General features: G+C 65.6%; 13 protein-coding genes and 2 tRNA genes. 5 read left to right on the forward strand and 10 right to left on the reverse strand.

What is annotated here, in order from left to right:
- Window positions 1-50: 50 nt before the first annotated feature.
- Both ABEJ63_RS07185 and ABEJ63_RS07190 read left to right on the forward strand, forming a co-directional pair.
- Window positions 51-1430, forward strand: coding sequence for an MmgE/PrpD family protein (locus ABEJ63_RS07185; RefSeq protein ID WP_375795680.1), 1380 nt, complete (start codon window positions 51-53; stop codon window positions 1428-1430).
- A gap of 101 nt (window positions 1431-1531) precedes the next feature.
- Entirely contained in the window at window positions 1532-2749 is a 1218-nt protein-coding gene (locus tag ABEJ63_RS07190) for an MFS transporter (protein ID WP_375795681.1), read from the forward strand.
- On the opposite strand, the gene ABEJ63_RS07195 is transcribed toward ABEJ63_RS07190, so the two are convergent.
- A complete protein-coding gene (locus ABEJ63_RS07195) occupies window positions 2746-3330 on the reverse strand; it encodes a hypothetical protein (protein WP_375795682.1) in 585 nt (194 codons plus the stop codon). The genes ABEJ63_RS07190 and ABEJ63_RS07195 overlap by 4 nt on opposite strands.
- A 160-nt stretch (window positions 3331-3490) precedes the next feature.
- Window positions 3491-7501, reverse strand: a complete 4011-nt coding sequence (locus ABEJ63_RS07200) for an LAGLIDADG family homing endonuclease (protein WP_375795683.1) — start codon at window positions 7499-7501, stop codon at window positions 3491-3493.
- Window positions 7502-7611: 110 nt separating this feature from the next.
- On the opposite strand from ABEJ63_RS07200, the gene ABEJ63_RS07205 reads away from it, so the two are divergent.
- Window positions 7612-8361: a hypothetical protein gene (locus ABEJ63_RS07205; RefSeq protein WP_375795684.1), complete on the forward strand. Its 750-nt coding sequence runs from the start codon at window positions 7612-7614 to the stop codon at window positions 8359-8361.
- 49 nt (window positions 8362-8410) lie between these two features.
- Complete coding sequence (locus ABEJ63_RS07210; RefSeq protein WP_375795685.1) at window positions 8411-8767, forward strand: hypothetical protein; 357 nt, start codon at window positions 8411-8413, stop codon at window positions 8765-8767.
- 13 nt (window positions 8768-8780) lie between these two features.
- On the opposite strand, the gene ABEJ63_RS07215 is transcribed toward ABEJ63_RS07210, so the two are convergent.
- The 4 genes from ABEJ63_RS07215 to ABEJ63_RS07230 all read right to left on the reverse strand — a co-directional run bounded on the left by ABEJ63_RS07215 (window position 8781) and on the right by ABEJ63_RS07230 (window position 13614).
- A tRNA-Pro gene (locus tag ABEJ63_RS07215) sits at window positions 8781-8851 on the reverse strand.
- An 87-nt stretch (window positions 8852-8938) separates the two neighbouring features.
- On the reverse strand, window positions 8939-10765 hold the full coding sequence (locus ABEJ63_RS07220; RefSeq protein WP_375795694.1) for an SLC13 family permease: 1827 nt from the start codon (window positions 10763-10765) through the stop codon (window positions 8939-8941).
- Between the two features lie 79 nt (window positions 10766-10844).
- A complete protein-coding gene (locus ABEJ63_RS07225) occupies window positions 10845-12884 on the reverse strand; it encodes a DEAD/DEAH box helicase (RefSeq protein WP_375795686.1) in 2040 nt (679 codons plus the stop codon).
- Between the two features lie 358 nt (window positions 12885-13242).
- Window positions 13243-13614 (reverse strand): cupin domain-containing protein, encoded by a 372-nt coding sequence (locus ABEJ63_RS07230; protein WP_375795687.1) that lies wholly within the window; start codon window positions 13612-13614, stop codon window positions 13243-13245.
- A gap of 91 nt (window positions 13615-13705) precedes the next feature.
- On the opposite strand from ABEJ63_RS07230, the gene ABEJ63_RS07235 reads away from it, so the two are divergent.
- Window positions 13706-14914 carry a site-2 protease family protein gene (locus ABEJ63_RS07235; protein ID WP_375795688.1) on the forward strand — a complete coding sequence of 403 codons (1209 nt, stop codon included), beginning with the start codon at window positions 13706-13708 and terminating at the stop codon, window positions 14912-14914.
- On the opposite strand, the gene ABEJ63_RS07240 is transcribed toward ABEJ63_RS07235, so the two are convergent.
- From ABEJ63_RS07240 to ABEJ63_RS07255, 4 genes are all read right to left on the reverse strand, one after another.
- Complete coding sequence (locus ABEJ63_RS07240) at window positions 14911-16650, reverse strand: alkaline phosphatase D family protein (protein ID WP_375795689.1); 1740 nt, start codon at window positions 16648-16650, stop codon at window positions 14911-14913. The genes ABEJ63_RS07235 and ABEJ63_RS07240 overlap by 4 nt on opposite strands.
- A gap of 42 nt (window positions 16651-16692) precedes the next feature.
- Window positions 16693-17292: an HNH endonuclease gene (locus ABEJ63_RS07245; RefSeq protein ID WP_375795690.1), complete on the reverse strand. Its 600-nt coding sequence runs from the start codon at window positions 17290-17292 to the stop codon at window positions 16693-16695.
- The gene (locus tag ABEJ63_RS07250) at window positions 17279-18562 is read right to left on the reverse strand and encodes an RNA-guided endonuclease TnpB family protein (RefSeq protein ID WP_375795691.1); all 1284 of its coding nucleotides are present in this window, start codon (window positions 18560-18562) and stop codon (window positions 17279-17281) included. The genes ABEJ63_RS07245 and ABEJ63_RS07250 overlap by 14 nt, the downstream gene beginning before the upstream one ends.
- Before the next feature lie 353 nt (window positions 18563-18915).
- A tRNA-His gene (locus tag ABEJ63_RS07255) sits at window positions 18916-18988 on the reverse strand.
- Window positions 18989-18992 lie beyond the last annotated feature (4 nt).

The following is an 18992-nucleotide window of genomic DNA, read 5'->3' on the forward strand; positions in this document are numbered from 1 at the left end:
GTTACGCGACACCCCCGAGCAGTTTTGTAGCCCGGCGACGACCGCGGCGTATGGCAACCCCCACAGACCGCCTTGTCGAGCGCTGCGTGACGGCGACAGCGCCAACGGGTGCCGTCCGTGACCGACTCGGCCGACACCTCCTCGACACAGTTGGCGTCGCGCTCGGGGCGGGTGCACACGCCGACTCGACGCCGACATTCGAGGCGGCCGCCAAGACACTGGCCGACGGGGCCGCAGGCCCAGCGACGGTGTGGACGACCGGCGAGCGTCGGCCGGCAGGCGTGGCCGCACTCGTCAACGGCGCGCTCGCGCACAGTCTCGATTTCGATGACACCCACCGCGAGTCGTCGCTCCACCCCGGCGCGCCGGTGGTGCCGGCTGCGCTGGCCGTCGCCGAGCGCGAAGACGCGTCCGTCGCCCGGCTATTCACGGCTATCGACGCCGGCTACGATGTCGCCTGTGCGGTCGGCGAAGCGGTGGGGCCAGATGCCCATTACGACCGCGGGTTCCACGGAACGGCCACGGCTGGCACGTTCGGCGCGACGGCGGCCGCAGGCATCGTCGCTGGGCTGGACCGAGAGCAGTTTGCAGCAGCGTTCGGCACGAACGGCAGTCAGGCCGCTGGCTCGCTGCAGTTTCTGGCCAACGGTGCGTGGAACAAGCGGCTCCACCCCGGTCTCGCTGCGCGCCGTGGCATCACCGCTGTCGATCTCGCGACGGCCGGCTTCGAGGGCGCCACCGAGCCGCTGGCTGGCGATGACGGCCTCCTCTATGCATACTCCGGTGACCCTGACCCAGCGGCCGTCGCGACGGTCGCCGAAAGCCACGCCGTCACCGAGACGTCACTGAAACCGTACCCGTGCTGTCGGTACACCCACCCCGCGCTGGACGCACTCGTCGACATCGCGGGGACTGTAGACACAACGGCCGTCGAGTCGATCCGCGTCGAACTCCCGCAACCAGGCGTGCGGCTCACCGGCGATCCAATCGAGGCGAAACGGCGACCCGACAACTTCGTCGACTGCCAGTTCAGCATGCCGTACGGGGCGGCGGTTGCGCTCACGACAGGCCAGGCCGGCTTCGGGGCGTACCACGGCTGTCTCGACCAGCTCGACGACCCCGCGTTCCGTCGGCTCCTCGATGCGACAGAGGTGACGACGACACCGGCCGTGGCTGAGCCGTTCCCCGAGCGGTGGGCCGCCCGCGTCGTCGTGGCGGCCGACGAGCACCACGAACGGTTTGTCGACATCGCACGAGGGGATCCGGAGCGACCGCTCGACTGGGCGGCCGTCGAGACGAAAGTTCACGATGTCGCTAGCCACCTCCCCCGCGCGACTCGCGACCACCTCGTTGCGGCCGCCCGTGACCCGGCGTCAGTCGACGCGCTCGTCACCCCGATGCGAGCGGACGTGCAGGCAGCTGACGACTGATACACATCCGACCGGAGAGTAATCACGGACCGATGAGCGGCCCGATCAGCCACGGAGCGTGGAGACGAACGCTTTTGTCGCGGCACCGACCCAGCATCGATATGAACGCGAACGACCGTCGCATCGTCGGCTTCACGATGCTCGGTCACGCGCTGTTTCACGTCTACGAACTCTCCATCCCGGTGTTCGTCGTCGCGTGGCTCGACGCGTTCGCAACGACACCGGCGACGCTCGGGCTGGCGGTCGGCCTCGGCTACGGGCTGGTCGGCCTCGGGGCGCTTCCCGCAGGCGTGCTCGCCGACAGCCGCGAGTCCCGGGGACTCGTCGTCATCTCGCTGGTCGGGATGGCCGTCGGCTTCGGGCTGCTGGCACTTGCGCCCAGTGTGGTCGGTGTCGCGCTCGCGCTGGCCGTCTGGGGCGCCGCGGCAAGTCTCTATCACCCCGCCGGACTGGCGCTGTTGAGCCGCGGAACGACCGAGCGCGGTACCGGCTTCGCCTACCACGGTGCCGCGGGGAACGTCGGGACCGTCCTCGGGCCGTTCGCCGCGGCGGTCCTGCTCATCTTCTTCGACTGGCGGCTAGTCGTGCTCGCCTTCGTCGGCCCTACCCTCGCAGGCGCGCTCGCCATGACGCGCGTCTCTTTCGACGAGACGGCTGCCGTCGAGACGGGAACGGGCAGGCCCGTCACCGATGGCGGTCCAGCAAGCCTCGGCGAACTCGTTGGTGACTCTCGGCGACTGTTCACCGGCGGCTTCGCGCTCGTGTTCGGGGTCGTCCTCCTGTACGGGCTCTACTACCGCGGCATGTTGACGTTCCTGCCAGACCTGCTTGCGGGCACGTCGGGGCTCGGATCGATGGCGGTGGGGACGGTGACGTTCGAGCCGAGCCGGTTCGTGTACGCCGGCCTGCTCATGCTCGGGGTGGGCGGCCAGTACGCCGGCGGCCGGCTTACCGACCGGATTGAGACCGCCCGCCTGCTCGCGGCAACACTGGCGTCGCTGACCGTCGTTGCGCTTCTGTTCGTGCCCGCACTCAACGCGGGCGTCCGTCCGCTGGTGGTCGTCTGTGGCGCGCTCGGCTTCCTCGTCTATGCGACGGCCCCCATCTACCAGGCGACCATCGCCGACTACGCCACGGCCGAGGTCCGCGGGCTCTCGTACGGCTACACGTACCTCGGGATGTTCGGCATCGGCGCGCTGGGCGCGACGCTCGCAGGGGGGCTCCTCACCTACGCAGGCGCCACCGCGCTGTTCATCACGCTCGCAGTGCTGGCAGGGGCCGCGTGTCTACTGTGTCTTCGGGTCGTGACTGCCTATTAGTCGCGGGCGCGAACCGTCAGACTCTCCTCATTGACATCGACCCGGGCGTCGAACAGCGAGGTGATGGCCGCCACGGTCGCGTCATCGTGTGCGTTCGGGTTGAAGTGAAAGTGCGCGCGGGCGTCGGCATTCCACAGATGCCCCAGCAGCGAGTTGAGGAACGTGTACGCGCGGTCGGTGCCGACGTACTGGAGCATGGCTGTCACAGAGTCGAAACAGACCCGGACGCCGTCGTTGTCCGCGAGGTGTTCGGCCACGGCGATACCGATGCCGGTCAGGTCGTTGGGATCCGCGACCGACACCCGGCTATCGCCGGCCGTACCTCCGCCGCCGTTCGTGGCCGCAGACCGCGTCCCGCCACCAACATCGATGACCGACTTCCGGTCGGCCGGGACCGCGGGGAGCCGTGCGAGACAGTCCTCCGGCGGGTGAGTGTAGCTCACCCACAAGATCGACTCGTCGCCAGCCGGCGCGAGCGCGCGGGTACAGGCCTCATCCGCGTCGCCCATCGAGGTGTCACACACCAGCGTTGCTCCCGGACGGTCGAGCGGCGTCCCATCGGGGTGACTGTGGGTACTCACCCAACTCTCCCCTCTGGCCGGGCACGCGTGGTGATCATATGGATTCATCTGTCACGAGGCTACTAAAAGATGTACTGTTGATGCGCGGGGCCCGCTCGGGAGGCGAGCCCACTGACAGTTTCTCGTCCCAGTCGCTGCTACACGAGCGCGCCCGGGGCCATCAAACCGCCCGCAGGTGGTCGGTCGTCGGCTCGTATATCTCGCCTTTCTGACGGAGCTTCCCGATTTCGTGTTCAGCCTTCTCACGGTCCATGCCGGCGGCCTCGGCCCGTTCGTACACCTCTTCGACGGGCGCGCCGTCCTGGTACTCGTCCTCGAGCTCGCTGATGATGCCCTTGATATTCTTGATACGGTCGCGCTGGCTCTTGGAGGTCCCCGACTCGATGATATCCGCATCGAGTTCGCCCGTCTCTGGGTCGATCCCGACATCCTCCAGCGACGAGCGCACGATGTCGATGACTCGCTCGGCGTCCTCGCGCTCGACGGTATCCGACAGCCGGACGCGCGCGCTCGCCTCCGCCAGCCGCACCAGCGCCTCCAGCTTCCGGGCCGTAACGGGAATAGGGTTGTTCTCGCCCTGTCCTTCCAGCCGAAGTTCGACGTAGAAGTCTCGGATGGCATCTTTCGCCTCGGCGGTCATCGTGGGGAAACAGCTGCGCTTCGCATGGGCGACGTACTTGCGGAGCAGCTCCGTGTCGATGGTCGGCTCGACGTCCTCGCCGACGCTCTCGACCTCTTCCTCGGTGACGTTCGACGTCGGGACACTCTCCCGGTGGGTGAACAGCTCGCCCGCGTAGTTCGTCTCGATAATGTGCTCGGCCAGCGCACGGTCCTCCTCCTCGTCGGGCCGGTCGGTGACGGTGAAGATGAGGTCGAACCGCGAGATGAGCGGCGGATCAAGGTCGATCTGCTCGGCCATCGGCTCGTACTCGTCGAACCGACCGTGAATCGGGTTCGCCGCGCCCAGCAGCGAACACCGCGACTTCAGCGTCGCGTTGATGCCCGCCTTCGAGATACTGATTTCTTGTTGTTCTAGTGCCTGATGCATCGCAGACTGGTCCTCCGAGTTGTGGACGACCATGCCGTTCGCCACGAAGTTGTGTGTCCCCTCGACCGTGAGGTCGTATACTGTTGGAGTCTGCCGGGCCTCGACTTCTGAGAGCAGCGTCCGAATCTTTCCCCGACGGGCGACGATCCGGCGGCGAACAGCTGCCGCCACTGCCGGCTGGCGGTCCGTCTCGACCGTCCCGTTCAGCCACCGCGTCACAGTTGTCTGGTGTACGTCCAGGTCGGATGCAATCTGCCGGTGGGCGATGTCGTACTCATCTGCCGCCCGCTTCAGGCCATCCCAGCTGTTCAACTCTGGCGTGTCAGCAAGCATCGTTCGGGCCGTCTCGACAGCGACCGATTCCTCGCAGCCGAGCAGCTCGGCTAGTTCGGCCCGTAACAACCGTATCGTGTCAGTGTCCGACTCGGGGGAGACAGTTTCAACGGACGCGACACGGCGCCACTTCACATCAGCGGAGACGAGCTCTCGAAGCGGCGACAGGTCCGCCGTCGCAACGTCACGGATGAGCAGCGCCAGTCGGTCAGCGACGGTCTCTCTGAGCTCCGCATCGTCGCCCCACAGCTCCGAGACGCGGGGCTGGCTGTATCGAGTCGTCTGCGCAATCTCGGTCTGGGTAACGTGGTACCGGTCTGTGAGCGTCGTCAGCGTCGCCCAGTCGGCGTCCGCCACGCGGTCGAGATCGTGCTGCGCCGTCTGCTTGCGGGACTCGAAGGCGTCGAGTATCTTTCTCCCCAGTCGAATCGATACGTTTGCCCGTCCGTTCTCGAAGTCACAGTACGTGGCGTCCGAAATGCCACACTCCGCCTGATACAACCGGAGTGACGACCGGATATCAGCGAGTTCGTCACCGATGTCAGGAATCACGTCGAGAATCGTCCGGTCGCCAGAGACGCGCTCCACTGCGTCGGTAAGCTGGTCCTGTTTCCGGCGCAGTGTAAATCCAATCGACCGAGCGAATCGCTGGAGTGACGCCGCATCAGTTACGACGAGTAGATGAAGATCCAGCTGCTCTGGGCGTTCCCGGTGCTGAATCTGGCTCGAGACCCCGAATTCGAGCAGTAGCTGCTTCACGCCGAGCAGTAGCTCGTAGCTTGCAGAGTGGATCGTGACGCTCCGCTCGTCGACGCTCCCCTCGCTGTCGGCAAGGGCGCGTACGAAGGCAGCTTTTGCCGTCCGTGAGCCCGCAGTGACGGCCTCCGGCAGACGTTTCCCGTCGTATGTTTCGCGGTTCATCCCCGCCTCAATCACACGGTCGGCGTACTCACGCCCTATTAGCCGGACGGTCTCGACACCGTCGGCGCGCTGCTCGCTCGGTGGGCGAACCGGCTCGGCGTCGAATGCGAGCCGGCAGACCCGCTCGAAGTCGGACAGTAACTCCTCCTCAGAGTTGGTGAATCGGATTCCGGACGGACCGCCGTTCGGCTCGTAGTACAGATTCCCGTCACCGGCGAGATATCCAAGCACGGCAGCCAGCGCCGGAGTTACGTGTGCATCATCTGCTCCGGCAGCTGCCGGCTCGGCAACCGTTGTTCCGCCATCGCTCACCGATTCGTGCAGTCCACGAGGAACGTAGATCCAATCTCCGCGCCCCAGGTCGCTCGCCGGTGTCTCGACGCGCTGGCCGTCGGTGAACACGAAATACGGGTGATCTGCCGTCGTCGTGAGCCGCTCGCCAGTCTCAGTCGTTACCGCAACGAGTTCGTCAGGGGCGTCATACTCGTGGACCGCTGTCACGGGGCGCTTCACCAACTGCCCATCCTCCGTCATCGTCCACGCGTCGGCGTCGATGTCGCGGATCGTGCGGCCGTTCGGCAGCGTCTCGACCTCCCCCTCCTCGGCAGCTTCGTGCGCGAAGTCCTCGATGCGAGCGATTCTGTCCCCGAAATGAACGAGCGTATCGCCCGTCACGCACCGCATCTTGTCGAGTTCGTCAATCGCGGCGACCCCCTGGTCGGCCAGCACCAGCGCGCCGGCCTCCAGCGTCCACTGCTGGCCCTCGGCGAAGTCATCTCTCACAGCTGCCGCGGTAAGCCCTGCCGAACTGCTCCCCTTCCCGGATGTATAGACGGAACGGGGAGAGAGCTGTTTCACGTACTGAAGTAGCTGCGACTTCCCCGTTCCGGGATCGCCGATGAGGAGGATATGGAGATCACCGCGAATGCGCGAGCCGTCGGGGAGGTTCTTGCGCACGCCAGAGAACAGCTGAAGGATGATGGCCTTCTTTTGTTTCTCGTAGCCGTAGATGGACGGTGCCATCGACTCGACCATCTTCTCGTAGATCTCCTCATCGTTCGACAGCTCGATGATACGCTTCTTGTCCTCCTCGGAGATGTCCATCTCCTCGAACTGCTCGTCTTCGATGGTGACAGTCATCCCGTCCATATAGAAATCGAAGACGGGCGACTTCTCCTGTTCGGAGCCCTGCTGTTCCAGCCGGAGAATCCCGGTGATGGTGACGTGATCGCCGGCAGTCACCTTCCCCGTGATATCGTCCTCGATGTTCACATCGATGGCCTGGGGCGTCTCACCGCCGCGCAGCCCCTCGGGCGATTCCTGGACGCGGATTTTCTGTGAGTCGACGAATTCCGACTGGTCGAAGTTGATAGCGAACGGCCCCTGGCGTTCGCAGCCCTGACACTCGTGTGGTTCCTGGAACTCGCCGTCCGACTGGGGGATACGCGTCATCGTCCCGCAGCGCTGACACTCGAAGGCGGCCTGTCGCATCTTCGGGCGCACGTCCGTCGCCTTCCGGACGATTCCCTGCACTGCGATGAGGTTGCCGACGTGGTCCGCACGGATATCACGGATGCCGGTCCGGTCGCTGACGTTCCGCAGGCGGACGTGTGCGGAGCCGAGCTTGACATCGACCGGCAGGTCGTACAGCCGGAGTGCTTCCTCGGCGTACTCCTGCATCTGGGCTGGCTGAGCGAGGAAATCCTCGGCCATATCTGGGTCGAATCGGTAGAGGTCGTTCCAATCGACGTACAGCGACTTCTGCTCGCCGGGGTATCGTTGGGCGAGTTCGCCGATCTCGTTCCGGTAGTAGCTCCGATAGAACTCCTCGAACCGGTCGATTATCTCGGCATTCTCCGCGCGTGCCATCAGTTGTGCCGGCTTATGCGCGCCTGAATAAGAACGTTCGCACCCCTGTCTGCCCGCCGGCCAGCCACCGGGGACGGTAGCCTTTCGACTCCCGCGCCCGTACTACATGTGTGCTTGACACGGTACTCGCGGACCTACGTGCGCGCGGGCTCACGGTCGACCGCCCGGCCGACGCGGGCGAGCCGCCGGCGGTCGCGACTGGCCGAGATTCCCCGGCGGGGCTGGCTGCCGACCCGCTCGCGGTCGAACCTGTCGAGGGCGACCCGACAGCGCTCGTCGAGCGGGCGGCACACGCAGCGCGCCACGATCGGGCCGTGCTGTACGTCGCCCGCGCGGCCGACGCCGACACCGTTCGTGAGCGACTTGCTCCCCCACGGTTCGTCGCTGGCGAGCGGGATGGCCTGCGACGCTTCTACCACGTCCCCGACCGTATCCGGCTGGCTGACGGAAGCTACGCGGCTGTCAAGGCTGCGTCGCCAACGCCCCGACACGGGGAGTCGGCGTCGGCGCGCGCCGACCGCGTGCTGGCGTGGCGCGAAGAACCCGCCGACTCGGGGGCCCCCCGGCTCCTGCTCGAAGTGAACCGACGGCGGACGGCTGCCTTCGAATCGGTCGATGCGCTGACGTGTCCAGGACCCGCCGACCGGTTCCCCTACCGGTACGCCCGCCGTGAGGGGTCGTTCTGCGTCTTCGACGGCGACCGCGAGGTCGGGCGGTTCACCGGCGTCCGTGCGATGCGAGCCAGCGGCTACCAGCCTGTGCCGGTGCCGCTGGTCCCCGAACACCACCTCCGGTGGGGGACACCGTCGGTGGGACTGGCCGTCGTGACGGGCGAGACCGTCGACTACGAGTCGGCCTGAGCGGGGCTGGACCAGCACCTTCTTGCTGTGAGCCACAGAAGCACGCCCCATGCGAGAGCGTATCGCGGAGGCGACGCCGTTCCAGCGGTTCGTCCTGCTTGGCGTGTTGGAACTGGACGGCGACGGCGAGACGCCGGCCTACTCGTTCGATGTCTATGATCTGCTCGAAGAACGGGTCGACGACCTGGCGGGTGACCGTATCGTCGGTGTCACGCGCAGCGATGTCATCGAGACGCTCTCCGTGCTTGAGGCGGAGGGGCTGCTCGACGAGGAGCGACCAGACGACGCCTCGCCCACGGGGAAGGGCCGGCCGACCTACGTGCCGGCCGTCGACCGGGCAGAGGCGCTCGACGTGCTGGGTGGGGATGAGATGCTTGCGCCGGTGGTGGCGACACTTCGGGAATAAGAAGCGCCCGGAGTGGGACCGCCCGGAATCGAACCGGGATTACGGCGTCCCAAACGCCGAAGGATACCATTACCCCACGGTCCCGCACCTCGACGTACCACCAGGGCAGGTGAAAGCGTTTCGTTACGGGGAACCAAGGAGAAAGCCCCGCGCGTCAGGGCGGGGAGGACCTCAAAGTCCGTACAGGCCGGCGATACCGAGCGTCGTCACGACAGCGAACAGCAGCTGGAGGGGGGTCCCGACGCGCAGGTAGTCGGTGAACCGGTAGCCACCTGGCCCGTAGACGAACAGGTTCGTCTGGTAGCCCACCGGCGTCATGAACGCCGTCGAGGCCGCGAAGGTGACCGCGAGGATGAACGAGAAGACGCTCGCGTTCACATCGGCAGCCACCTGTGCGGCAACGGGAATCATCAGCACGACGGCGGCGTTATTGGAGATGATGTTCGTCAGCACTGCCGTCACGAGATACAGCAGCGCGAGCACGGCCAGCGCCGGGAGCCCGCCGGCCGCGAGCACAACCAGTTGCGCGAGCAGGTCGGCGCCGCCGGTCTCCTGCATTGCCACCCCCAGCGGGATGACGCCCGCCAGCAGCACGATGACGTCCCACTGGACATCGTCATACACCTCGGTCGGCTCCAGACAGCCGGTGAATACCATCCCGAGCGCGCCCGCCAGTGCTGCAACGACGATGGGGATGGGCGTGACTGCCGCCACGACCACCACCGAGAGGATGAGGCCGATGGCGACGGGAACCTTCTCGCGGCGGTAGTCGGGCCGCTCGACTTCTCCCACGAGGATGAAATCGCGATTGTTCGAGAGCCGGTCGACGGAGTCGGTCGTCGCCTGCACGAGCAGCGTGTCACCTACCCGGAGGGTCAGCCGGTCGAGCCGCGTGCGTATCGTCTCGCGGCCCCGCCGGACCGCGAGCACCGTCGCGTCGTACCGCTCGCGAAAGTTCGCCGACGCCAGTGACTTGCTGACGAGGAACGACCCCGGCGCGACGACCACCTCAACGAGGTTGCGCGACGGTTCCGCCTGCTCTAGTTCTGAAGCGTCGACGGTCGCCTCGGGCACGAGATCGAGCCCCTCGGCGTCGAGCAGGTCCACCAGCGTGTCCCGCGCTGTCCGGACGACGAACACGTCGCCCGCGCGAATCGTCTTCTGGCCCAGCGGCTCGAGGAACGTCTGGTCGCCTCGGATGAGTTGGACGACATCGATGTCGAACTCTGTCTCGCGGAGCGCCTCGCCGACGGTGTCGCCGACGATTGGCGAGTCCTCGCGTACCTGCACCTCTGTCAGATACTCCCCCATTCTGAACTCTTCGGTGAGATCCGTCGACGGCGGGATGCGTGCGGGCGTCAGGAGCCGCCCGACAGTAAGCAGATACGCCGTCCCCGCCAGCGCGACGAGCGCCCCCAGCGCGGTGAACTCGAACATGCCGAACGGCCGCCCCAGGTAGACGATAGCGAGTTCGGACGCGAGAATGTTCGTCGACGTGCCGACGACAGTGAGCGTCCCGCCGAACATCGAGGCGTACGACAGCGGGAGCAGCAGCTTCGACGGCGAGTTGTTGCCGCCATGCGCGAGGTCGGTCACCATCGGGAGCAGGATGGCGACGGCGGCGGTGTTGTTGATGAGCCCGGAGATGGGAGTGACGAGCCCGACGACCGCTGACAACTGGCGCGACTCGGAGTCACCAGTCAGCGCCGCAATCTTCTGGCCGAGCAGCTGGATGACGCCGGTCCGCTGGACCCCTGCAGACAGCACGAACATCGCCAGCACGGTGATAGTCGCTCGCGAGGCAAACCCCGAGAGCCCCTGCTCCGGGGAGATAACTGCGACAGGCGCCCCGAGTAGGCCGGCACTCGCGAGGCCGGCAGTGACCGGCTCGACGAGCATCAGCGTCACCGCTACGCCAAGTGCGGTGATGTCGATGGGCACCGGCTCCGTGGCGAACAACACCAGCGCCACGAGGATGAGTGTGAAGACCACGAGCATCCCCGCGGTCAGTTCCGGAAGTGCCACACCGACGGGTCACCGGGCCGGCTGAAAAACCCCGCGTTCGTCGTCGGCCAGTCTACGCCTCCTCACGGAGTTCGAGGTCCGCGACCACCTTGTACGGGTCACGCCCCTTGCGGATGCCGTCGAGCATCACGAACGCTTCGTCGGGCGCGAGGAAGTGCCGGCAGACGACGCGGCCGAGCCGGGTCGGCTCCAGCCCGTCGATGAAGCCAAACTCCAGCAACTTCCCGAGAGCGTGTTTCGTCGGAACCTCGCCGATCATCCGGTCGTTGAGCCGCTTCGCCTCGCGGCCGGCAACGACGAGATTCGCGAGCGTCTCCTCGACGGCCGACGACTCGTCGTAGACCGTGCGCACGGACTCCATCTCGCCTTTCAGCAGCTTGAACGCCACCTCATCTTCGGTCATCTCTTGGGAGCCGTGATAGGAGCCGTCCGGCTCAACCAACAGGTAGACCCGCCCTTCGTCGTGGTAATCGGGTCGGCCTGCTCGCCCGAGCATCTGCTCGAACTCTTGGACGGTGAGCCACTCGATACCCATGGCCAGCGAGTCGAAAATCACCTGCGAGGCGGGAAAGTCGACGCCGGCCGCGAGCGCGGCCGTCGTCACGACAGCCGCCAGGTCTTGGTTGCCGAACTGCCGCTCGACGGTCTTACGGCGACCGTAGTCGAGCCCCGCGTGGTAGGGAGCGGCGTCGTACTCCAGTTTGCGCGCAACCTCGTGACAGCGCCGCCGAGAGTTGGTGAAGATGATGGTCTGACCGCGGTACCCCTTCGACGAGCGGGTGTCGAACGCCCGCTTCACCAGCCGGTTCTCGATGCGAGGCTTCTCCTGTGCCTCCGCGAAGGTGACGTGCCGCTCGATCGGGACCGGCCGCTCTTCGAACTCGATGAGGGTTGCCCGCAGCTGATGGGCGAGCTGCTCGGCATTGCCGACGGTCGCCGAGAGATATATCCACTGGGCGTCGTAGCCGCGCGACTCGGTGTAGTGTTTCAGCCGGGAGATGAGCCCGTCGAGCCGGTGGCCGCGGCCCTGCTCGCCGAGCGTGTGGACCTCGTCGATGACGACGGTGCCAATGTCGCCGAGGTCTTTGCCCACCCGCAGTGCATGGTCGATCCCCTCGTAGGTGCCGACCACGATGTCTGCATCTGGGTCGAACCGGCTGCCGTCATCGTTGATGCGGGAGGCACCCACCCGGATGGTGACGTCGGCGATGTCGCCGTACCGCTCCTCGAACTGTTCGTGTTTCTGATTGGCCAGCGCGACCAGCGGCACGAGAAACAGCATCTTCCCATCACCCGAGAGGACGCGGTCGAGCCCCGCCATCTCGCCGATGAGCGTCTTTCCAGTCGCCGTCGCGCTCACGACGAGTTGGTCGGCCCCATCGACGGCCCCATTCTCGACGGCGAGACTCTGCACCGGCAGCAGCGTGTCGAACCGCGCCTCCAGCTTCGACTGGATACCCGGGTGCAGCGAGAGCGTCGACGTGTCAACCAGGTCGATTTCGTCGGTCGTGGCCGAAACGGTGTCGAACCGCGTCACCTCGGGGTCGAGATCGCCCGACAACAGATCGGTGATCCGGTCGAGATCGCCGACATCGAGCAGCAGCTCCTCCAGCCGCTCGCGGGCGCCCGAACGGAGGCCACGGAAATTCGCCTCCCGGTCGAGTTCCCGCATCGCACACGACCGGCAGATGTGTTCGTCGTCCGCGCGGATGGCCGTCGCCTCGGTCAGCGGCGCATACCGGCCATCACGGGCACACCGCCGGCAGGTACGCACCGCCTTCACCTTGTCAGCCAGCTGGTAGCCCGCGAACATCGCCCGCAGGCGGTCGCGGCCGGCCCGGCTGGTCTGCTCGGAGATGCGAATACGAGCCGCACGCCGGGCGATTTCGACAAACTGGTCGGGGGGATGGGGTTCCTCCTCGGAACCGTCGCGCACCCGCAGACGAGCCGGCCGGGGCCCTGCGTCCGTCTCTTTCAACTCCAGCCGACCGTGAAGCACCCGCTCGTCGTCCCGCTCGACGGCGACGGTGAAATCGCCGTCGGACCGCTCGTGGCAAAACAGCGTGTCGACGGCGGCGACCTGCTGTGACACACCAACAGATGAGCGGCCCGACGGCAAAACGCCTCCGGGTTCGCGTGACTACTCGCCGACATCGACAAACAAGCCGGCGCCCATCTCGTCGCCGCGGCGAGCGGTAGAGTCGCCGTTCGGCGTCGTCGGGTCGATGCGTTCGAGGCTCGCAGCGACCGTCGCAACCAGCGGGAGGCCGCCGCCGAGAGACGCAGGGCGGGAGGCAACAGCGATGACCTACGCGACCAGCCCAGCCACGACGGGCTCTGCACGCACGTGGGGGTGGGACGCGCTCGCAGCGCGTCCGCGTGGCTCGGTACTGGTACGTGCGTCGAGCGAGTCCGTGAGACAGACAGGCAGCTGATACAGACTGTGGCTGCTACTCGTCAACGAGTTCGATGGTGTCATCGCCGTTCGGCACCGCACAGATGAACGCCCCCGGCTCGTCGCTCTCGTTGCGGTACCAGTGGACCGCTCCCGCCGGGACGTGAATCGCGTCGCCTGCTCGGACCGTCCACTCTTTGTCGCCAATCCCGACGACGTACTCGCCGGCGAGCACGTATTGCTCGTGTTCGATGTCGTTCGTATGGGCGGGGACGCTGCCGCCGGGTGCGAGCGTGAACCGACGCACAGAGAGGGTTGGCGTCGTTTCGGGGCCGAGTAACACGCCCTTGCTGAGCCCGTCGGCCGCCTCGACAGCGTCGTACTCGACAGCCTCGCCGCGCCGCACCAGTCCGGTATCTCCATCCATACCCGCTACATGGGGGCAGGCCCCGAAATGATGACGGCGCGCGTTCAAGTGGGCGCGAGTGCTTAAGTAGCGGCCGCGGCTACCTTCTGGTATGCGGAGTTTCCGTATCGGGCGGCTCCTCGACATCCCCGTCGAGCTCGATCTGACGTTTCTTCTCGTCCTGCCGCTCTTCGCGTATCTCATCGGCTCCAGCTTGGCCCGGTACGGCCGGCTACTCAACAGCGTGCTCGGACCGACGGCGGCCGTCGACGTGGGGGCGCTCTCGGCGACGCCGGCGGTCGCCTTCGGCGTCGGCACCGTCGCGGCGGTGGGGCTGTTCGCGGGGGTTGTGCTCCACGAACTGGGCCACTCGGCCGTCGCCATGCGGTACGGCGTCCCCATCTCATCCATCACACTGTGGCTGTTCGGCGGCGTCGCACAGCTCTCGGAGATGCCGGAGGACCCACGGCAGGAATTGGCTATCGCCGTCGCCGGCCCTGTCGTGAGCGTCGCGCTGGGCGTCGGTTCCTATCTCGTCTTCACCGCTATCCCGCCCGGCGACACGGCCATCGTCGCCGCCGCGCGGTTCCTGCTGGCGTATCTCGCAGTCATGAACGTCGCGCTAGCGGCGTTCAACATGCTTCCTGGCTTCCCGATGGACGGCGGGCGCGTCCTGCGAGCACTGCTCGCGCGCACACGCCCGTACGCCGAGGCAACACGGATTGCTGCCGAGGTGGGGAAGCTATTTGCAATCGGGCTGGGGCTGTTCGGGCTGTTCGGCGGGGGTGGTCTGTTCCTCGTCGCGATGGCATTCTTCATCTATATCGGTGCCTCCTCGGAGGCCCAGCGAACGACCATGACCGCCGCTTTCGAAGGCGTCAGCGTCGAGGACATCATGACGCCCGCCGAACAGGTGGACAGTGTCTCACCGGACACGAGTGTTGCGACCCTGCTCGACCGGATGTTCGCCGAGCGCCACACCGGCTACCCTGTCCTCGACGGCGACCGGGTGGTCGGCGTCGTCACGCTGGGTGATGCCCAGTCCGTCCGGGAGGTGGAGCGAGACGCCTACACGGTCGCGGAGGTGATGTCGACAGAGCTCGAGACGACAGCGCCTGACGCGGCCGCAATGGACGCGTTAGAGCAGATGCAGGAGGCCGGTGTCGGTCGGTTGCTCGTCATGGACGGCGACGAGTTCGTGGGCCTCATCTCACGGACCGACCTGACGACGGCGCTGAACATCATCAAGCAGGGGGGCGCGGTGGGTCGCGAGCGGGCCGACGACGAGACAAACCTGCCACGGATCGAGCGGCCAAGCTAGGTGTACGCATCGGTGACATCCTCCAGTTCGACCGCCCCCTCGGGGACCCGGTAGGCGACGAGGACCTCCCGGTCGGCGTCAGGATCGTCTGTCGTCTTGTCGACAGCATAGCCGACGTACGTGCAGTCCTCGCGGGTGAACTCCACGACAGCATAGCCCCAGTTGTGCGAGTCGAAAAACGCCACGTGCGGGTTCATCGCGGGAATGAGCCACGAGAGCAGCGGCTCGGTCAGCCGCTTTCTGATCCCCCGCGTCAGGTGGAGTGCCTCAGCGACATTGAGCGAGGTGACGGCTGGCGTCATGAACTCCACGCCGATTCGCTCGCCGGTGGCCACACCACGACCACCTGACACGCGGCCAGGGTAGGCAGTTCGCTTGTACGCCGCGATGTAACAGTGCATGTCGCCGGTGAGCGTGACGAAATTGTCGACGCCCGCGGCGGCGACAGCCTCTGTGATGGTCTGTCGCTCGCGAGTGTACCCGTCCCAGCCACCCTGGACGGGATACACAGACAGCGGCCCGGAGCCGAGTCGGAAGGGGACCGTCAGCACCTCGTCGGCCCAGACGGTCCACGTCGCCTCGGAGCCGGTGAGCGTCTCCACCAGCCACTCGCGCTGCTCGTCGCCGAGCATCGTCCGGCCGGGCGGTTCGCGGTGGGGACCGACCTCGTCGACAGTTGGAATCACCTCGCGCGGCGGATCGCGGAAGAGTCGCTCGTCGGTCATCGCAAGGTCGACGAGATCGCCGAACGCGAAGGACCGCCACAGCCGGAACCGTTCCTGTAGCGAGTCGCCAGCAGGGTCATACTCGACGCGAGCGGGCATGAATTCCCACCACGCGTGCATCGCATCGGCAACCAGCCGGGTCATGAACTCGGGGTCGTCGCTCCGGGGATGGTCCCCTGCGGGCGCGTCTGTCTCCCGGTCCCAGTAGACGTCGTTGACCATCTCGTGGTCGTCCCAGCCCGCAATGAGGGTATGCGACTCCAGCGCTCGCTGGAGGAACCGGTCAGAGCGGTACTCCCGGTAGAGATACCGGTAGTCGTCGAGATCCTGCACCCGGTCGGCGCCGCTGGGCAACTCGAGAGCCCGCCCCTCGTAGTCGTAGGAGCCGAGCCCCTTGAAGTGGCCGTCGTCCGACTCGTAGATGAAGTCGCCGACATGAACCACGAAGTCGACATCTTCCTCGGCGACATACCCTAACGCAGGGTAGTACCCGTTGAGGTAGTTCTGACAGGCGAGCACAGCAACCGAGACGGACTCCGGGCTGGCATCGGGCCGCGGCAACGTCTGGCAGGTCCCGGTTCGCGAGGCGACCCCGTCGTGGATGAATCGATAGCAGTACTCGGTGGCAGGTTCGAGGTGGCCATCGAGGTCGACCTTCACCGTGTAATCGTGCGCCCGGATAGACGCGTCCTCGGTCACTACCCCCTCGTAGACTACCTCCTCGAACGACGCGTCACGGGCCACCTGCACCGCCAGCGGCGCCTCGGGGACGAACGCCCCTGGCGCGACCCGGGCCCACAGGATGACGCCCGTCGGCGTCGGCCCCCCGCTGGCGACCGACTGCGGGAACACCCTGTCAGGGTCGGCGTCAGCGTCAACCGCGAACGCCGCTGCCGTCCCGGCGTCCGGTTCGACGCCCACCGCGAGGTCGTGTGCTTCAAGCCGCGAAAGCAGTTCCGCGTGGTCGCCGTCCCCCCGCTTCGGCTCGTCGCGGGCCCCACCGTCACTCATCGACGGCGATTCGGCGCCGCCGCGTATGGCGGTTACGGCCGTCTACCCGAAACCGGCACGGTACCGTAGTTCAGCCGCAGTGAGCGAAGCTTCTGCCCGGCGGTGACACGACGGACACAGACAGACGACGTTGTCGAGGGTGTGCGCGTCGGCGACCGTCGTCACCGGATGTTCGAGAAACCGACGGACCGGGACGATGTGGTGGACGTCTGGATCACGACCGAGGTCGGCGGCGTCGGTGCCACACAGCACGCAGGCGTGGTCGTCGCGCTCGAGCGCGCGCCGTCGCACCTCTTGCCAACCCGGTCCGTACGAGCCGGTCGGGCCACCGTCCCAGTTCGGGTGGCCCGACCCGGCGTATTCGTCGGAGAGCCACGCCGCCCGACACTCGTTGCTACACAACGTCGCGCCGTCGCCGAGGTTGCTCGGATACCGCCGGAACACGGCTCCACAGACGTCACAGGTGACGGTCTCTTTGCCACCGTCGTAGTTCGGATTCGCCGCTCCCGCGAGCGTGGGCGGCTCCTGCCACTCCGTCGCGTCAACGCAGTCCGGACAGAGGCGTCCGGCCTTCTCCGAGGTATAGTGAACCGCCTTGGGGTCAAGCCCCGAGGCTTCTTCCCACAGGTTAGCCGCTAACACTCCCGTGCTGACCGTTGGCCTGGTCGCCTCGAATGGTCAAGTACGGGTTGTGGTCGGGAGGTTCACGCTCCCCGTTGCCACGCCGTCGCACCTTCCGCGTTCGAATCACGGGAAGGTTGTTGAGAGCGGGCACGTTTCGATTCTGCTTCTTCAATCCCTTCGCACCAATCAATAGGGCTGCTTTCCGGTCAGCGTGGTCTTGGAACCTACACTCGACGCATTTGAACCGCTTGCCCTGACGATTCGCCCGCGCCGTGTGACCGCAAACCGGGCACGCTTGGCTCGTGTACTCAGGGTCAATATGATCCGATGGGATTCCACGCCACGCAGCCTTGTACGACACGAACTCTTGCAATTGTGCGAAAGGCAGCGAATGCAACCGTCGATTCATTCGAGTCCCGTAGTCAAGACCGTCACGCAGGTCTTCGAGGTTCTCGAAGACGATAACGGGGTTCTCGAACTGGCCAGCCCACTCAACCACGCGGCGTGAGACTTGATGGAGTTGGTCGTGAACAAACCGCTGTTCCCGACGTTCTATCTCGCTTTCGAGTGAGGTTTGGCCGACGCTCTGCATTCGCTTTCGGATGGTGAAGTATTCGTGTCGCTCTCGCTTAATCTCCGGATACTCGATGACCAGCGTGGCCTCCACGCCGTCTTCCGTCACAGCAGCGAGTCCAACGCAGTCCTCGTTTACGTCCACGCCGACGAACGTGGTTGCGTTGGTTTTCTCTGCGACGTCTGCTTTTTCATGGGTGACGTTCACGTGCAGTTCGTACTGACCGCGTTTCCGAACCACTTCTGCCGTGCCGACACGCCAGTCGTCTCCTTCCAGCGCGGTTCGCAACCGGTCGAGGTGGTGCTGACTGCCTTGCAGAGTTCCTCGGACGAACTGGCGCTTCAACGCAGTCACACGGAAGTTGACGCCCTCCGAGTCGTCGTCCAGCGAGAGTTGGTAGCCCTCGCCGTGATTCATCCGAATCGGAAACCCGTCCTCGTAGTTCTGACGCGGGTGGCCGTAGTCGTCCTCGTCGTAGTAGCGTTCGAGGGCATCTGTAGCCTTATCGAAGAGGCGTTGGGTAGTGTTTTTGACGTGGTTTGACCGTTCGACTACGAGGTCTTCGATGGTGTCCCAGTCGTAGTCTTCCGAGTCGAGGCGGAAGATTTCGTTGACCACGCGCCGGGCTTCGAGTTGTCCGGAGTACAAGAGTTGCTGACTGCCCTCTCGAATGTCGAGTTGGAAGACGAGAGTGCTTGTCAGCGAATTCTGCACAATTAGATGATAGTATTAATCGAGTCTAAATGTTCGGGGTGGGTGTTTCATAAGGGGTCGGCATTCACCCACGGTCAAGCCCCGAGGCACTCTGCCTCGAACTCTGTAGAACCGCTCGCCACACCGTTCACACTCGCGGTTCGGAAGCGACTCCCCGTGGGCAGATTGGTGGTGGACGCGGAGTTTCTGCCACGAATCACGGGCTGTTCCACACGCTGGGCACTCGGGCATAGTTCGGTGTATTTTATTGTAGTTTATAAGAGTGCGGCCGTGAAAGATCAGTGATACTCTATCGAGGAATACAGCTACTGGTCCCTCTAACGGGTGTTTATGGGTAAAGAGGAAATGTCAAGGTCCAGGTGCGAGAATTGAACCCGCGTCTCAGCCTCCACAAGGCTGAAGGATAGTCCACTACCCCAACCCGGACACG

It is taken from the genome of Halosegnis sp. (assembly GCF_042216475.1).
GTDB lineage: Archaea > Halobacteriota > Halobacteria > Halobacteriales > Haloarculaceae > Halosegnis.